Consider the following 15395-nt stretch of genomic DNA (forward strand, 5'->3'; position numbering starts at 1 on the left):
TGAACGCAGACATTCGTCAACGTTATATCCGTACGGATATCGCGACGGTTTAGGACCTAAGTAGTAGGCGATCTCGCCGGGGCGCGAACTCGTGGGAGTAGTGCGCCCCGGCGCCGGCAAGGCGGATGATTTTATTTCGGTAAGGCGACGGACTTAAGTACGAACGGTCCTGGGTCCTTGTCCTTGTTGAAGCTGCCGACGTAAAGCGCGCCGTCGCTGGTTGACGTCACGCTTTCGGGGAAGCTCCTGTCGGCAAGGCTGATTGGTGCGTTCTGCGCATGCACGAAGCCTGCGGTCAGTCCAAGGACAGCGATGGTCCATGCGGCCGCGCCGAGTGTGCGACCGGCCTTGAGCGTTTCTCTCTGCTTACTCGAAGCAGCGTCATATTGTTGTTTCATGATTGAAAGTCCTGATGAATACGGGGCTATTCTTCAGAAGCGGTGCGGTGTCGACGGGAGGCTGCTCCGCCTTGCCGCGATCGATATATACCGATAAATATAGCGAGACGAAGGCTGAGGACCGTACAGAGGATTGCGCGATGAACCGCCATGGTTCGCTTGGGCGTGAAGCCGCCACGGATTCCTGGGTGGACACCCAGCACAGGTGCCTGAGCTGCAATGGCGTCATCGCCGGCCTTGCCGGCCAGGATCTGGGGCTCGGCCTCGACACCAGGTTTGGTCTGGTGTCGGATGAGTGCGCGCTGATCTGCAACGAGTGCACTGCAAGATTGATTGAGCCAAAACTGATCGAGCCAAGGGCGCCGGCCGTCATGGCGATACCCCGGCGGTAACGCATTCGTTCAAATTGTCTGCAATTTGCTGACCCGCGGCCAACCCTGCCGACAAGTGCCGCACGGTCTTAAACCTTGCCTTTGGAACCGGCCTGCATCCTCCCGGAAAAGGGTGGGGCATCAACATGTCGGTTCTCAAGGAAATCGTCGCTGCGATTGCGGGAGTCTACGCACTCCTGTTCGTCTGCGACGCATTGTTCGGCATCAACGAGACGCGTTTCGACGACGCCTATTACAGCCGCGACTTCTATGCGCCGCGGCCGAAAGAGTTTCGCTTCGCCAGCGATACGCCGCCGGCGGTCCGCGTCAGCGACGCCTTCGCGCAGTTCTCGCCGGGTGAAGCAAAGCCGGGCAAGCGCTACTCGTCTCTGACGACCATCCTTCGCTAGCCCCTCACTCCCCCTGGATCCATTCCGCCACACCGCGCCAGAGCGTGTCGCGGTGGTCGGGGCGGAAGAAGCCGAAATGGCCGATTGTCTTGACGCCAACGTCGGACGGCTTGACCGTGAGCACCTCCGGCTTGATCGCGCTGAAGCCGGAGCAGAGCAGCTCGACCGCGGGCCGCGTTGCCCAGGGATCGTCGGCGAAGGCGAGGGCGCGCAGCTCGCCCTTGTAGCTTGCGAAGTTTGCCAGCGCCGGCAGCTTGGAATCAAAGAGGTGGCGCGGGCTGCTCACCCATTTGGCGCCTTGCAGGAACACGCCCTTGGGCAAATCTTCGCCGATGCCGAGCCAGCCCGGCGCGTAGCCGAGCAGCTGGGTCACGGGCACGCCGATGAAATTCATGAACACGAAAACGCGGTAGTTTTCCGGCGGCGGGATCAGTTTCCACGTCGCGGCTTGGGACGCCACGAACAGCGCGCGCGAAATCTCGGCGTTGTTCGCGATCAGCCCAAGCGCCTGGCCGCCGAAGGAATGACCGACATAGTTGAGCGGCAGGGTATGATAGCGCTCGCGCATCCATTTGACTGCGGCGGTGACGTCGAGCGCGGCCCAGTCGGACATCGAGGCCTTGAAGCCGACCAGCGATTTCGGCTGGTTGTAGCCGACCAGCGCCGGCAGGCGGGAGTCGCCGATGCCGCGATAGTCGTAGGTCAGGACCGCGCAGCCGCGGTTGGCGAGGTACGAGGCAAAGCCCCTATAGACTTTGCGGGGGACGGCGGTCGCGGAATTGATCAGGACGGCGTGGCGCTTGACGCCGCGCGGCAGGAACAGGGTGCCGGTCAACGAATAGCCGTCGACGGCCGGAAAGCTGATGTCGTCGATAAAAACGTCGTCGAGTGCCGCGTCCATGAGCAGCGCACGCCCCAAGGTTTCTCCGCACGCCCCTACCAAATGCGAATTCGGCTTTGCCCGCAAGGGCTTGCGTGCGGAAATGGATTTACGACTGGCGAGGCGATGCCAGCCTGTGTATAAGGCGGCTCGCGCAACCCACAGATCAGGTTGCAGTTTTTGCTTTAGGAAAGAGGATTTACGATGTCCGAGCGGTGGACACCCGAGAGCTGGCGCAGCAAGCCCGTGCTGCAGGTCCCCGACTATCCCGACGCCAAGGCGTTGGCCGATGTCGAGGCGCAGCTTGCGAGCTTTCCGCCGCTGGTGTTCGCGGGCGAAGCGCGCAATCTGAAGAAGGCGCTGGCTCGCGTCGCTGCAGGCGAAGCGTTCCTGCTCCAGGGCGGCGACTGCGCCGAGAGCTTCGCCGAGCACGGTGCCAACAACATCCGCGACTTCTTCCGCGTGCTGCTCCAGATGGCGGTCGTGCTGACCTATGCCGGGGCCGTCCCGGTGGTGAAGGTCGGCCGTATCGCCGGGCAGTTCGCAAAACCGCGCTCCTCGCCGACGGAAAAGGTCGATGGCATCGAGCTGCCGAGCTATCGCGGCGATATCGTCAACGACATCGCCTTCACCAAGGAAGCGCGAGTGCCCGATCCGCAGCGCCAGCTGATGGCGTACCGCCAGTCGGCGGCGACGCTGAACCTGCTCCGCGCGTTCGCGACCGGCGGCTTCGCCAATCTCGGCAGCGTGCATCAGTGGATGCTCGGCTTCCTGAAGGATTCTCCGCAGTCCCGCCGCTACAAGGAGCTGGCCGACCGCATCTCGGACGCGCTGAACTTCATGCGCGCCTGCGGCCTCGATCTGGAGAGCCATCCCGAGCTGCGCGCGACCGATTTCTACACCAGCCACGAGGCGCTGCTGCTCGGCTACGAGCAGGCGATGACCCGCGTCGATTCCACCACCGGCGACTGGTACGCGACGAGCGGCCACATGATCTGGATCGGCGACCGCACGCGGCAGCTCGACCACGGCCATGTCGAATATTTCCGCGGCATCAAGAACCCGATCGGGCTGAAGTGCGGCCCGTCGCTGAAGCCCGATGAGCTCTTGAAGCTGATCGACGTGCTCAACCCCGACAACGAGCCCGGACGGTTGACGCTGATCGGCCGCTTCGGCTCCGACAAGGTCGGCGAGCATCTGCCGAACATGATCCGCGCCGTGCAGCGCGAGGGCAAGGTGGTGGTCTGGTCCTGCGATCCCATGCACGGCAACACCATCACCTCCACCACCGGCTACAAGACGCGGCCCTTCGACCGCATTCTGTCGGAGGTGAAGTCGTTCTTCGCGATCCACGCGGCCGAAGGAACGCATGCCGGCGGCGTGCATCTGGAGATGACCGGCAAGGACGTCACCGAATGTCTCGGCGGCGCTCGCGCGATCACCGACGAGGATCTCAACGACCGCTATCACACGGTCTGCGACCCCCGCCTCAATGCCGAGCAGTCGATCGACATGGCTTTCCTGATCGCGGAGCTCTTGAAGCAGGATCGTGCCGGCAAGGCCAGGCCGATGCCGGTCGCAGCGGGCCTTTAAGACCTTGCTGCGGCTCTGGAAGGCCACGATCAACTCGCGCAACGGTCTGGCCTTTGCTTTTCGTTCAGAGCAGGCCATCCGCGAGGAGATATTTGCGCTTTTGCTGTCGCTGCCGCTGGCCTGGTTCATTGGCGCGACCGCGATGCGCACGGTCGAGCTGGTCTGTGCCGTCGCCTTCGTGCTGGTTGTCGAGCTGCTCAACACGGCGGTCGAGAAGCTCGCCGATCGCCTGACGCTCGATCACGACAAGCAGATCGGTCAGGTCAAGGACATGGGCTCGGCCGCCGTCGGTGTCGCGCTGTTGATGGCGGGCGCGTTCTGGATCTTCGCCATCGTGGAGCGGGTAGGGCTGATCTAGCCAGATGAACGAACGCGTCAGCCAGTTCGCCGTGACGCTCGCCCAGCTCAATCCGACGGTGGGCGATATCGACGGCAATGCCGCGAAGGCGCGCGCGGCGCGCGCGCACGCCGCTGCAGACCGCGCCGATCTCGTGCTGTTTCCGGAATTGTTCATCGCCGGCTATCCGCCCGAAGACCTCGTGCAGAAGCCGGCCTTCCAGGCCGCCTGCCGCGTCGCGATCGAAAGCCTTGCGCGCGAGACCGCCGATGGCGGCCCCGCCATGCTGGTTGGCACGCCCTGGGTCGAGGAGGGCAAGCTCTACAATGCCTGTGCGCTGCTCGATGGCGGCCGCATCGCGGGCCTGCGCTTCAAGGCCAATCTGCCGAACTACGGCGTGTTCGACGAGAAGCGGCTGTTTGCGCGCGGCCCTGCGGCCGGCCCGGTGACCGTGCGCGGCGTGCGGATCGGCGTGCCGATCTGCGAGGACATCTGGCTGGAGGAATCCGAGGACTACGAGAACGTCGTCGAGACGCTGGCCGAGACCGGCGCCGAGATCATCCTCGTGCCCAACGGCTCGCCTTACGCCCGCGACAAGGGCGACGTGCGCTTGTCGGTCGCGGTCGCGCGCGTGACCGAAAGCGGCCTGCCGCTGGTCTATCTCAATCAGGTCTGCGGCCAGGACGAGCTGGTGTTCGACGGCGCTTCGTTCGCGCTGAACGGCGATCTCTCACTTGCCGCGCAGCTGCCGGCATTCGAGGAGAGCGTCACCACGCTGCACTTCACCAAGACCGGCGATGATTGGCGCTGCACGGGTCCGGTTGCGCAGCTGCCCGAAGGCGACAGAGCCGACTATATGGCCTGCATGCTCGGCTTGCGCGACTATGTCGGCAAGAACGGTTTTCCCGGTGTGTTGCTCGGCATTTCCGGCGGCATCGATTCAGCCCTGTGCGCGGCGATCGCCGTCGATGCGCTCGGCGCGGATCAGGTGCATGGCGTGATGCTGCCGTATCGCTTCACGGCGCCAAGCTCGATCGCGGATGCCGGCGAGCTCGCAGGCCACCTCGGGATCCGTTACGAGGTGCTCCCGATCGCAGAGGCGGTCAACGGTTTTGGGACCATCCTCTCCGATATCTTCAAGAATCTGCCGCCCGATATGACCGAGGAAAACCTCCAGGCGCGCACCCGCGGCACGCTGCTGATGGCGATCTCCAACAAGACCGGCTTGATGGTGGTGACCACCGGCAACAAGTCGGAGATGTCGGTCGGCTACGCCACGCTCTATGGCGACATGAATGGCGGCTTCAACCCGATCAAGGACATTTACAAGACGCAGGTGTTTCGGCTGGCGTCCCTGCGAAATAGCTGGAAGCCGGATGGCGCGCTTGGCCCCTCCGGCGAGGTCATTCCGCCTGACATCATCACGCGCCCGCCGACGGCGGAGTTGCGCGAGAACCAGCTCGATCAGGACTCGTTGCCGCCCTACGAACTGCTCGATGCGGTGCTCGAGCGCCTGGTCGAGCGCGAGGAGCCGCTGGAAGAGACCATTGCCGCAGGCTTCGACCGTGCGATAGCGACGCGGATCGACCATCTCCTCAACATCGCCGAATACAAGCGCCGCCAGGCCGCGCCGGGCGTGAAGGTGACGCGCAAGAATTTCGGTCGCGACCGCCGCTATCCCATCACCAACCGCTTCCGCGACAAGGGCGATCCACTGCCTGTGCCGGACGACACGCTGGTGTCACGCGGCAGCCGCGCCTCGATCGACGCGTTCGAGGGGTGATGGTTAGCGCATGCTGGTGAGGCGGACGGTCCCGCCGCCCACTACGCCGTCATCATCCGCGAAAGCGGATGATCCAGTACTCCGCGGCGGACGTTGTAGAAACCGACTCCTGTCGCGGAGTACTGGATGCCCCGGAGCCTGTCATCGGGCTCGCCGAAGGCGAGACCCGGTGGCGGGGCATGTTCGCGCGAGGTACGAACTCGCGTACTGCTAAGACGGGGCCGCGAAGAACAGCACCCGCAGGAGGTGCGTGTATTCGGATTCGAGCACCATGATCGCCACAAAGACCAACACCGCGATCGGCGGCGCCAGGATGGCGTAGGCCAGGGCCAGCCGTTCCCAGGCCATGTGCATGAAGACGGCGACGATCAAACCGGCCTTCAACACCATGAACAGCAGGATCAGCGACCACCTGAGATAACCATGCAGGCCAAAGTAGTCGACCAGATAGGAGCAGGTGCTGAGAACGAACAGCCATCCCCAGACCACGAGGTAGAGCTTGATCGGGTGCTGCTGACCCTTGGTGTGTACGGCAGGCACTGCGACTGCATCATGCGCATGAGCCTGGAGCTGTCCTTCCATGGGTAATGCTGCGTTTGTCATGCGCCGACCTCACCAAAGATAGAAAAGCGCAAAGATAAAAACCCATACGAGATCGACGAAGTGCCAGTACAGGCCCATGATCTCGACGATCTCGTAATATCCCTTGCGGCTCGTGAAGAAGCCGCGCCTGCCGACGTCGAAGTCGCCGCGCAGGACCTTGCGTGCGATCGCGATCAGGAAAATCACGCCGATCGTCACATGGGTGCCGTGGAAGCCCGTGATCATGAAGAAGCTTGAGCCGAACTGCTCCGCGCCCCACGGATTGCCCCAGGGCCGGACGCCCTCCCTGATCAGCTTGGTCCATTCGAAAGCCTGCATGCCGACGAAGGTTGCACCGAACGCCGCCGTGACCAGCATCAAGGCTGCGGTTCTGACGCGATCGCGGCGGTAGCCGAAATTGACGGCCATCGCCATTGTCCCGCTGCTGCTGATCAGGATGAAGGTCATGATGGCGATCAGGATGAGCGGGATCTGCTTGCCGGCGAAGTTGAGGGCGAAGACTTCGCTGGGGTTGGGCCACGGCACGGTCGTCGACATGCGCGCCGTCATGTAGGAGAGCAGGAAGCAACTGAAGATGAAGGTGTCGCTGAGGAGGAAGATCCACATCATGGCCTTGCCCCAGGACACGTTCTTGAAAGCGCGCTGATCGGACGCCCAGTCGGCGGCGATGCCGCGCCAGCCTTCAGGCCGTGCAGGCGATTGTCCGGAGGTTGTCAGCACAGTCTCTGCCATCTGGTCTCGCCCTCCCTAGCTCAGCAATTGGCGGCAGATGTCGACGAAATTGTCCGTCCATCCCGTGAGCAGCCCGAGCAGAACAAGCCAGACCAGCAGCAGGAAGTGCCAGTAGATGGTGCATAGTTCCACGCTCAAGCGCATGTCGGCGATCTCGGCGCCGCGCCACACCTTGGCCGAGGTTCGCCCGAGGGCTACCAGGCCACCCGTCAGATGCAGCCCGTGCACTGCGGTCAACAGGTAGAAGAAGGAATTGGCCGGATTGGACGCCACGAAATATCCGGCCGCGCTGAGCTGCTGCCAGGCCAGGAGTTGCCCGGCCAGGAAGATCACGGCAGCTACGCCGCCCGCGAGCAGGCCGACCATGACGCTCTCGGCGTCGCCCCGGCGCGCAGCCACATATGACCATTGCAGCGCGACGCTGCTCAGGACCAGGACGCCCGTGTTGAGCCACAGCAGTTTCGGCACGGGCAGGGCCCGCCAGTCCACCACGGACATGCGCATGGAGTAGGCGCTGATGAAGAGGACGAACAGACAACTCGCGACAGCGAGGAACACGCCTAGTCCGACCTTCGCCGCCGGCCATGCCATGGCGTCGCCGCCGGGGAAATCGCCGACCGAACCTTCCTCCAGCCATGGCTTGGCGGTCAGCCGTTGCTGCGAGAGCCACCATCCGGCGATGATCGCGATCATCGCCAGGAAAAGGACGATGGCGCTCACGAAGCAGCTCCCTGAACGGCTCTCGTTGCACGCGGCGGCTGGTTCTGCGGAATGAAGTCCTCTTCGGCGCCGGGTACGCTGTAGTCATAGGCCCAGCGATAGACGATCGGGAGCTCCTTGCCCCAGTTGCCGTGCCCGGGCGGCGTCTCCGGCGTCTGCCACTCCAGCGTCGTCGCCCGCCACGGATTGCCGCCCGAGGGCTCACCTTTGAACAGGCTCCAGGCAAGATTGAACAGGAACACCATTTGGCTGAAGCCGACGGTCAAGGCCACCACGGAGATGAAGGCGTTCAGTGAATGGGCCGAGGGCGGGATGAACGCTGCGTCGCCGAGTTCGAAGTACCTGCGTGGAACTCCGAGCAGCCCGAGATAGTGCATGGGGAAGAAGATCAGGTAGGCGCCGAGGAAAGTGACCCAGAAGTGAAACTTGCCGAGCGCGTCGTTCAGCATCCGCCCCGTGACCTTGGGGTACCAATGATAGATCGCCCCGAGCACGACCATGATCGGCGCCACGCCCATCACCATGTGGAAATGCGCGACCACGAACATGGTATCCGACAGGGGCACATCCACGACGACGTTGCCGAGGAAGAGGCCGGTCAGTCCGCCGTTCACGAAGGTGATGATGAAGCCGAGGGCGAACAGCATCGGCACCCTGAGATGAATGTCGCCGCGCCACAGGGTCAGCACCCAGTTGTAGACCTTGATCGCGGTCGGGATGGCGATGATGAGCGTCGTGGTGGCGAAGAAGTACCCGAATTGTGGGAACATGCCGCTCACATACATGTGGTGCGCCCAAACGATGAAGCTGAGCGCGCCGATGGCCACGATCGCCCAGACCATCATGCGGTAGCCGAAGATGTTTTTGCGCGCATGTGTGCTGATCAGATCGGAGACGATCCCGAAGGCGGGCAGGGCTACGATGTAGACTTCGGGGTGGCCAAAGAACCAGAACAGGTGCTGGAAGAGCAGCGGGCTGCCGCCACCATATTTCGACAGTTGGCCCATTTCGACGAGGGAAGGCATGAAGAAGCTGGTTCCCAGCAGACGGTCGAGCAGCAGCATCACCGAGGCAACGAAGAGCGCGGGGAATGCCAGCAGCGCCATGACGGTCGCCGTGAAAATGCCCCACACCGTCAAGGGCAGCCGCATCAACGTCATGCCGCGGGTGCGCGCCTGCAGCACCGTCACCACGTAGTTCAGTCCGCCCATGGTGAAGCCGATGATGAACAGGATCAGGGACGACATCATGAGAATGATGCCCCAATCCTGCCCGGGCGTTCCGGAGAGGATCGCCTGCGGCGGGTACAGCGTCCAGCCGGCGCCGGTCGGGCCGCCGGGCACGAAGAATGTCGAGGCCAGCACCAGGACTGCGAGCAGGTAGACCCAGTAGCTCAGCATGTTCACATACGGGAAGACCATGTCGCGGGCGCCGACCATCAGCGGGATCAGGTAGTTGCCGAAGCCGCCCAGGAACAATGCCGTGAGCAGGTAGATCACCATGATCATGCCGTGCATGGTGATGAACTGGAGGTACTGGTTGGCATCGATGAAGGAGAAGGTGCCGGGGAATCCCAATTGCAGTCGCATCAGCCACGACAGCGCCAGGGCCACCAGCCCGATCGCCGAGGCTGTCAGCGCGTACTGAATGGCGATCACCTTGGCGTCCTGCGAGAAGACGTACCGTGTCCACCAGCTCCTCGGATGATAGAGCTCGACATCAGGTACTTCGGCAGGCGGAATGCCGGCGACGGTATCATATGGGACATCGACCATAGAAATATCTCCTCGGTCGTTTCCTTCGGGGACAATGAGCTGGTCTCACGCACCCGATCTATTTTCCCAGCGGCACCTTCTTACTTGCCGCCGGATTGGTACGTCGCCTTCACGACGGCTTTTGCGGGCGACAAGTCTGCGAACGTTTTCTGCTGCTCCAGCCAGGCGTGATATTCGCCCTCGTCGTCGACGATCACCTTGGCACGCATTTGATAGTGCGCAGCGCCGCAAAGCTCCGCGCAGAGAACGTCGAACGTTCCGGTTCGGATCGGCTTGATCCAGAAGAAGGTGACCATGCCTGGGACCATGTCCATTTTGGCCCGGAATTCGGGCACGTAGAAATCGTGCAGGACATCAACTGAGCGGAGAAGAATCTTGACCGGCTTTCCCACTTGAAGGTGCAGATCGCCGTTCTCGATCACGACGTCGTCCTGCGCTTGCGGATCGTCGCGATTGAGTCCCAACGGATTGTCGGAACCGATGTTGCGGACATCGGATGTGCCCAATCGCCCATCCTTGCCCGGAAGACGGAAGCTCCATTGCCATTGCTGGCCCATCACCTCGACCTCGGTGGCATCCGCAGGCACCGTCACGAACTGGTGCCAGACCACGAGGCCGGGCGCCAGCATGGCCGCGACGCCGACGCCGGTCCCGACGCTCAGCCACCATTCGAGCTTTTTGTTTTCCGGATTGTAGTCAGCCCGTCTTCCCTCTTTGTGGTGAAAGCGGAAGACGCAATAGGCCATGAAGGCGATGACCGCGACGAAAACGAAGCCCGTGATCCAGAACGTGATGTTGATGGTGTGGTCGATATACGCCCAGTCGGTGGCGATCGGCGTCCACCACCACGGGCTGTAGAGGTGAAACAGCACCGAGCCGATCGCGACCAGAAGCAGTATCAGTGCGACAGCCATCCTGATCCATCCTTGCCATCGAAGGCTGCGGATACGATTCCAGGGCGGAGCTCACGTCTGTCGCGATGGCTGACTAAGTTGGCATCTACGTTGGCATGTTCGCCATCGCCGCGCCTCTTGCTTCGCCCATTCCACCGGTCGCAAAATCAAGAAAAGGTCGCGACCGTCAATTTCATCGGAGCTTTGGGTGTCTGCGTTTTAAAATGATCCCCGCCGAACCCGGCGTCAATAGCGCATGCTGGAGTTCATTTGGCGCGGACGAACTGTGCACTGCCGCGCAAGACGATGGGCGTCAGTCGCCGGACTTGCCGGGTTGCGCAGCGCACAAATCTGCGCGGATGCACGATCACCCAACCGTGAGCACAGCGGTGCGTCGTGCGCGCTAAGCTTGTGCGGGCAGGTCGCGGCGGGTTCCGTCCGGCCAGGGTCGTTTCGCTGAACCTGGGTTGCCGTACTCGGTCCATCGCGTCTCTCGCTCGTGAGGCGGACGCGCGTGGCTGAAAAGCGCGTGGTATCGCCACCGCGGCTTTCAGCACGGGAGGGTGCATTCATGGCCACTCTGTACTCCCACGACCTCATAAGACGGCACGTGTTCGGCGAAGCGGTCTCTTATCCCGTTCGCAAGATCGACCTGTCCGACCTTCGAGAAGCGCTGCGCCTGGGTTGGGAAGATTTCCAGGCAATGCCAAGTCACGCGATCGTCGTATGCGTGATTTATCCCGTTCTCGGCCTCGTCCTGTTCAGGATGGTCCTCGGCCATTCGGTGCTGCCGCTATTGTTTCCGCTAGCGGCCGGATTTGCCTTGATCGGACCCTTTGCCGCGATCGGTCTCTACGAGCTCAGCCGTCGCCGCGAACGCGGCGAGGAGGTCGATGCATGGGACGCGATCAAGGTGCTGCGGGCACCGTCGTTCGGCGCCATGGTCGAGCTCGGCGTGCTCCTGCTCGTCCTGTTCGGGGCCTGGATCGGTGTCGCGAACGCGATCTATGTCTCAATCTTCGGCCACGCGGCAGCCGCGAGCATTCCCGACTTCGCAACGCGCGTGCTGACCACACCGGAGGGCTGGTCGCTCATCATCGTGGGTTGTGGTGTCGGCTTCGTGTTTGCGGTCGTGGCCCTGTGCGTCAGCGTGGTGTCGTTTCCGTTGATGCTCGACCGGCATGCGACTGCGATCGATGCGATCCGCACATCGCTGCGAGCGGTGGCGGCGAATCCGGTTGCGATGGCTGCGTGGGGCCTCATCGTCGCGGCGCTGCTCGTGATCGGCTCGCTACCGCTCTTCGTCGGTCTCGCCGTCGTCCTTCCGGTGCTCGGCCATGCCACCTGGCATCTTTATCGGAGGGTGGTCGAGCCGAATCCAAATCCACCGGACGAGGCGCCGCCGCCCCCGAAGGGAAAGCGCTATGCCGCGGATTTCCCGGCCAATCTCTTCCCGTGGAGCCGCGAGGGCGAGCAGTAACAGCGCAAGGGCCGCGGAGTACTGGATGCCCCGCCTTCGCGAAGGCGGGGCATGACAGTAGAGTAGGGACCAGCTACTTCTGCTGCTGCGGCAGGAAGGTCGGACCGACTGAGCGGATCGGCTTGTTCTCGCTCGGGGGCGTCGTCGGCGTGGAATCCGCCGGTGCAGCCGTCGCCGGTGCGCTCGCCGTAGCCGTAGCCGGAGGTGCACCCTTCTTGCCGTTGGCCGGCGCACCCTTGGTGAGCTGCCGCTGCTGCATCTTCTTGGCGCTCTCTTCGGTGACGATGATGTCACCCTGCTGCTCGGCCGCCGCCTTGTCGTCGGCCGATTTCAGCGCGTCAGCCCAGCTCTGGCCCGCGGCCTTGCACGAGCAGGACGGGTTGAACTCGCTGCGGAATTTGAAGGCGTTCGGGAGCGCGGTGTAGGGCTGGCCGCTGACGGAGACCGCCGCGTTCATGTCCTCGCCGGGATTGCGATAGGCGTAGAGCGCAGCGTCGGCCGCCGGGCACAGCGCCTTGCAGGTCCTCTCGTCGTCGGGGAAGCGTGCCGGGACGGTGGCGAACGAAACCGGAAAGTAGGCGCCGTCGCAGGTGCGGACACAGACAGTACGATAAGTGCCCGACTGCGGGCCGAGATCGGCGGGCGGTGTGCCGGGTGGAGGATTATTAGGATTGTTGCCGCCGCCAAACAGGTTGCTGAGGAAATTGCCGGGGCCTTGCGACTGCGCGGCGTTGGCATATTGCGGGCCGCAATTGTTCTGCGCGAGCGCGACCAGCACCGATCGGCGCTGGTTGTCGCGGTCGGGGCTGTAGCTGCCAGGACCGCCGGCGCGTAAGCGTTCGAGATTGGAGGTGATCTGGTCGAGATTCGCCCGCATCTGCTGGATCTGGGTGTTGACCGGACCGCATTGCGCCGACTGGTTGTTGAACAGCGAGAAGAAGCCGGAACTGTCGCAGCCCATACGCTTGGCCTGCGAGGTGAGGCGATCGAGCTCGGCCTGCTGGCGGGTCGCTGAATCCTGGTAGCGGCGGATCTGGTCGTCCTTGGCGGGATCGCCGCTGCCGCCACGGTCGAGCGCGGCAAGCTGGCCTTCCAGCCGCGAGCAGATCGGGTTCGCTCCGGGCGCGGCTTGCGCGGGCGGCGGCGGCCCGGGGGGACCTGATTGTGCGAGAGCGTCAGTGCCGAGGGCGAGCGCGCTGATCAGCGCGGCGCCGGCAAGGATCGAACGGGAGCGAGAGAGAGAAGACAAAAATTCCGGCATATCCGCCATTCTAGCGATGTCACGGCCCCAAACATGGGGCCGGTGCGCGCCCTCCAATACCCGCTTCTCGGGGCATCGTCACGTCGTTTCGGGGGCGATGATTGGACCTAAGGTCCGCCAGCTCCGACCGAATTCAGCGCTGGCAGGTGATTGCGACGTAATCGTCGCAATGGCCATGGGAGCAATTTGCGCCTGATTTGGGGACGGAGCCGGTAATTTCGTCGGGATCGACCCGGCGGTAGGACGAGGCCTGGGCAAAGTCCCGGGACTGGCAATAGGAGCGGGCGGCGTGCGCGCCGCACTGTTCACCCTTGGCCAGGCACTGGTCGACGCCGTAGCCGTCCGCCTGGTTGGCGATGATGAAGACGCTGGTCTCCGCCGAGGCGCTGGAGGCGGCGATGATGAAGGCACAGCAAAGAAGTGCCGGAAGGGATCGCATGGAAAGCACCGTAGCTTGGGAGGAACCGCCATCACATGAGTAAACTCAAAAGGTTAAGGATGATTAACCCTGGTGGCGGGACGCGGGCGCTTTGAGCAGAGAAAGCGGCTTTTTCGCGGCTCACTTGACGGCAGGCCCGCTTGTGGCCCATATGTTCCGCATGAACGGTCTCCTCGCCATTTGCGCCATTTGCCGCGAGATTACGAGCTAGCGATTCGCTGGCTGGAGCCGTCTTTTCTCAAAACATATTGAGAGCACTGGACGCCCGGCCCGGCCGATAGGGATGGGTTGTCATGGACTTGCGTCTTCACGATACGCTGACGAGGGAAAAGCGCACTTTTGTGCCGCTCGATCCAAAGAACGTCCGCATGTATGTCTGCGGACCGACCGTCTACGACTTCGCCCATATCGGCAATGCGCGGCCGGTGATCGTGTTCGACGTGCTGTTTCGGCTGCTCCGCCACCTCTATGGCGAGGCGCACGTCAAATATGTCCGCAACATCACCGATGTCGACGACAAGATCAACGACCGCGCCGCGCGGGATTTTCCAGGGCTGCCGCTCAACGAGGCGATCGGCAAGGTCACCGAGGAGACGGGGCGGCAGTTTCACGCCGACGTCGACGCACTCGGTGCGCTTCGGCCGAGCGTCGAGCCGCGCGCAACCGAGCATATCGGCGAGATGCGCGAGATCATCGAAAAGCTGATCGCCGGCGGTTTTGCCTATGTTGCCGAGGACCACGTGCTGTTCTCGCCGCAGGCCATGAACGCGGCCAATTCCGAGCTGCCTCGCTATGGCGCGCTGTCCAATCGCTCGCTGGACGAGATGGTCGCCGGTGCCCGTGTCGATGTCGCGCCCTACAAGCGAGGGAACACCGACTTCGTGCTGTGGAAACCGTCAAAGCCCGGCGAGCCGTCATGGCCGTCGCCGGCCGGCATCAAGGCAGAGGGGCGCCCGGGCTGGCACATCGAGTGCTCGGCCATGGCCTGGAAGCATCTCGGCACGCATTTCGACATTCACGGCGGCGGCATCGATCTCGTGTTTCCGCATCACGAGAACGAGGTCGCGCAGAGCTGCTGCGCGTTCCACCAGTCGCGCATGGCGAACTATTGGATGCACAACGGCTTCCTCCAGGTCGAGAGCGAGAAGATGTCGAAGAGCCTCGGCAACTTCATCACCATCCGCGACCTGCTTGCGGATTGGCCGGGTGAGGTGCTGCGTCTGAACATGCTCAAGACGCATTACCGTTCGCCGATCGACTGGACCCTGAAATCGCTGGAGGAGAGCGGCAAGACGCTCGACGACTGGTATCGTGTCGCGGCGGACGTTCCGCCCGGCAAGCCGGCCACGTCGGTGATCGAGCCGTTGCTGGACGACCTCAACACGCCGCAGACCATCGCGGCGCTGCATGGTCTGCGCAACGCGTCCGACGCCGCCGGCCTGACGGCGTCACTGCGGCTGCTTGGCTTCCTGTCCGAAACTGCGGCGCAGTGGGAGGGACGGAAGCGGCAGGCAAGTGGTGTCGATGCCAGCGAAATCGACCGTTTGATCTCGGAGCGCACGGCGGCACGTGCGCGGAAAGACTTCAAGGAGTCCGACCGCATCCGCGATCAGCTCGCCGCGATGGGCGTTGCGATCAAGGACTCCAAGGAGGGCACGACCTGGGAGATCGCGCGATGAGCCGTCCCGATACGCCTTTTCCCAGGCACTGGCTTTACTAC

Annotated in this window: 16 protein-coding genes; 7 read left to right on the forward strand and 9 right to left on the reverse strand. The window is 63.2% G+C overall.

The window, feature by feature from the left end; translation table 11 throughout:
* Positions 1-131 precede the first annotated feature (131 nt).
* The gene (locus YUU_RS0117900) at positions 132-398 is read right to left on the reverse strand and encodes a hypothetical protein (protein WP_027523632.1); all 267 of its coding nucleotides are present in this window, start codon (positions 396-398) and stop codon (positions 132-134) included.
* Between the two features lie 140 nt (positions 399-538).
* Between YUU_RS0117900 and YUU_RS0117905 the strand changes: the two genes are divergently transcribed.
* Together YUU_RS0117905 and YUU_RS0117910 are read left to right on the forward strand one after the other, a co-directional pair.
* Positions 539-790 carry a hypothetical protein gene (locus YUU_RS0117905; protein ID WP_156944366.1) on the forward strand — a complete coding sequence of 84 codons (252 nt, stop codon included), beginning with the start codon at positions 539-541 and terminating at the stop codon, positions 788-790.
* A 125-nt stretch (positions 791-915) separates the two neighbouring features.
* Positions 916-1179, forward strand: coding sequence for a hypothetical protein (locus YUU_RS0117910; RefSeq protein WP_027523634.1), 264 nt, complete (start codon positions 916-918; stop codon positions 1177-1179).
* Between the two features lie 4 nt (positions 1180-1183).
* On the opposite strand, the gene YUU_RS0117915 is transcribed toward YUU_RS0117910, so the two are convergent.
* A complete protein-coding gene (locus YUU_RS0117915; RefSeq protein ID WP_027523635.1) occupies positions 1184-2080 on the reverse strand; it encodes an alpha/beta fold hydrolase in 897 nt (298 codons plus the stop codon).
* Positions 2081-2263: 183 nt separating this feature from the next.
* On the opposite strand from YUU_RS0117915, the gene YUU_RS0117920 reads away from it, so the two are divergent.
* Genes YUU_RS0117920 through YUU_RS0117930 form a run of 3 tightly spaced genes read left to right on the forward strand, consistent with a single transcriptional unit; the run spans position 2264 to position 5772 of the window.
* The gene (locus tag YUU_RS0117920; protein ID WP_027523636.1) at positions 2264-3652 is read left to right on the forward strand and encodes a class II 3-deoxy-7-phosphoheptulonate synthase; all 1389 of its coding nucleotides are present in this window, start codon (positions 2264-2266) and stop codon (positions 3650-3652) included.
* Between the two features lie 4 nt (positions 3653-3656).
* Positions 3657-4010 (forward strand): diacylglycerol kinase, encoded by a 354-nt coding sequence (locus YUU_RS0117925; RefSeq protein WP_027523637.1) that lies wholly within the window; start codon positions 3657-3659, stop codon positions 4008-4010.
* A 4-nt stretch (positions 4011-4014) separates the two neighbouring features.
* Positions 4015-5772: an NAD+ synthase gene (locus YUU_RS0117930; protein WP_027523638.1), complete on the forward strand. Its 1758-nt coding sequence runs from the start codon at positions 4015-4017 to the stop codon at positions 5770-5772.
* 210 nt (positions 5773-5982) lie between these two features.
* On the opposite strand, the gene YUU_RS0117935 is transcribed toward YUU_RS0117930, so the two are convergent.
* The 5 genes from YUU_RS0117935 to YUU_RS0117955 form a co-directional block, all read right to left on the reverse strand.
* A complete protein-coding gene (locus YUU_RS0117935; RefSeq protein WP_027523639.1) occupies positions 5983-6375 on the reverse strand; it encodes a cytochrome C oxidase subunit IV family protein in 393 nt (130 codons plus the stop codon).
* Between the two features lie 9 nt (positions 6376-6384).
* Entirely contained in the window at positions 6385-7107 is a 723-nt protein-coding gene (locus tag YUU_RS0117940; RefSeq protein ID WP_027523640.1) for a heme-copper oxidase subunit III family protein, read from the reverse strand.
* 15 nt (positions 7108-7122) lie between these two features.
* Positions 7123-7827 (reverse strand): cytochrome c oxidase subunit 3, encoded by a 705-nt coding sequence (locus YUU_RS0117945; protein WP_027523641.1) that lies wholly within the window; start codon positions 7825-7827, stop codon positions 7123-7125.
* The gene (locus tag YUU_RS0117950; protein WP_027523642.1) at positions 7824-9602 is read right to left on the reverse strand and encodes a cbb3-type cytochrome c oxidase subunit I; all 1779 of its coding nucleotides are present in this window, start codon (positions 9600-9602) and stop codon (positions 7824-7826) included. The genes YUU_RS0117945 and YUU_RS0117950 overlap by 4 nt, the downstream gene beginning before the upstream one ends.
* A gap of 80 nt (positions 9603-9682) precedes the next feature.
* Entirely contained in the window at positions 9683-10516 is an 834-nt protein-coding gene (locus YUU_RS0117955) for a cytochrome c oxidase subunit II (RefSeq protein ID WP_027523643.1), read from the reverse strand.
* A 550-nt stretch (positions 10517-11066) separates the two neighbouring features.
* Here YUU_RS0117955 and YUU_RS0117960 point away from each other — a divergent pair.
* Positions 11067-11975 carry a DUF2189 domain-containing protein gene (locus tag YUU_RS0117960; RefSeq protein WP_027523644.1) on the forward strand — a complete coding sequence of 303 codons (909 nt, stop codon included), beginning with the start codon at positions 11067-11069 and terminating at the stop codon, positions 11973-11975.
* 73 nt (positions 11976-12048) lie between these two features.
* On the opposite strand, the gene YUU_RS0117965 is transcribed toward YUU_RS0117960, so the two are convergent.
* The gene (locus YUU_RS0117965; RefSeq protein ID WP_027523645.1) at positions 12049-13245 is read right to left on the reverse strand and encodes a DUF2865 domain-containing protein; all 1197 of its coding nucleotides are present in this window, start codon (positions 13243-13245) and stop codon (positions 12049-12051) included.
* 124 nt (positions 13246-13369) lie between these two features.
* Positions 13370-13675: a hypothetical protein gene (locus YUU_RS0117970; RefSeq protein WP_027523646.1), complete on the reverse strand. Its 306-nt coding sequence runs from the start codon at positions 13673-13675 to the stop codon at positions 13370-13372.
* A gap of 293 nt (positions 13676-13968) precedes the next feature.
* Between YUU_RS0117970 and cysS the strand changes: the two genes are divergently transcribed.
* Positions 13969-15354, forward strand: coding sequence for a cysteine--tRNA ligase (cysS, locus tag YUU_RS0117975; protein WP_027523647.1), 1386 nt, complete (start codon positions 13969-13971; stop codon positions 15352-15354).
* Positions 15355-15395: the final 41 nt, after the last annotated feature.

This window comes from Bradyrhizobium sp. Ec3.3 (assembly GCF_000472925.1).
Taxonomy (GTDB): domain Bacteria; phylum Pseudomonadota; class Alphaproteobacteria; order Rhizobiales; family Xanthobacteraceae; genus Bradyrhizobium.

Coding starts and splice junctions, on each gene's coding strand:
- YUU_RS0117900 (WP_027523632.1), bottom strand. CDS start 398: ATGAAACAACAATATGACGCTGCTTCGAGTAAGCAGAGAGAAACGCTC.
- YUU_RS0117905 (WP_156944366.1), top strand. CDS start 539: ATGAACCGCCATGGTTCGCTTGGGCGTGAAGCCGCCACGGATTCCTGG.
- YUU_RS0117910 (WP_027523634.1), top strand. CDS start 916: ATGTCGGTTCTCAAGGAAATCGTCGCTGCGATTGCGGGAGTCTACGCA.
- YUU_RS0117915 (WP_027523635.1), bottom strand. CDS start 2,080: ATGGACGCGGCACTCGACGACGTTTTTATCGACGACATCAGCTTTCCG.
- YUU_RS0117920 (WP_027523636.1), top strand. CDS start 2,264: ATGTCCGAGCGGTGGACACCCGAGAGCTGGCGCAGCAAGCCCGTGCTG.
- YUU_RS0117930 (WP_027523638.1), top strand. CDS start 4,015: ATGAACGAACGCGTCAGCCAGTTCGCCGTGACGCTCGCCCAGCTCAAT.
- YUU_RS0117935 (WP_027523639.1), bottom strand. CDS start 6,375: ATGACAAACGCAGCATTACCCATGGAAGGACAGCTCCAGGCTCATGCG.
- YUU_RS0117940 (WP_027523640.1), bottom strand. CDS start 7,107: ATGGCAGAGACTGTGCTGACAACCTCCGGACAATCGCCTGCACGGCCT.
- YUU_RS0117950 (WP_027523642.1), bottom strand. CDS start 9,602: ATGGTCGATGTCCCATATGATACCGTCGCCGGCATTCCGCCTGCCGAA.
- YUU_RS0117955 (WP_027523643.1), bottom strand. CDS start 10,516: ATGGCTGTCGCACTGATACTGCTTCTGGTCGCGATCGGCTCGGTGCTG.
- YUU_RS0117960 (WP_027523644.1), top strand. CDS start 11,067: ATGGCCACTCTGTACTCCCACGACCTCATAAGACGGCACGTGTTCGGC.
- YUU_RS0117965 (WP_027523645.1), bottom strand. CDS start 13,245: ATGGCGGATATGCCGGAATTTTTGTCTTCTCTCTCTCGCTCCCGTTCG.
- YUU_RS0117970 (WP_027523646.1), bottom strand. CDS start 13,675: ATGCGATCCCTTCCGGCACTTCTTTGCTGTGCCTTCATCATCGCCGCC.
- cysS (WP_027523647.1), top strand. CDS start 13,969: ATGGACTTGCGTCTTCACGATACGCTGACGAGGGAAAAGCGCACTTTT.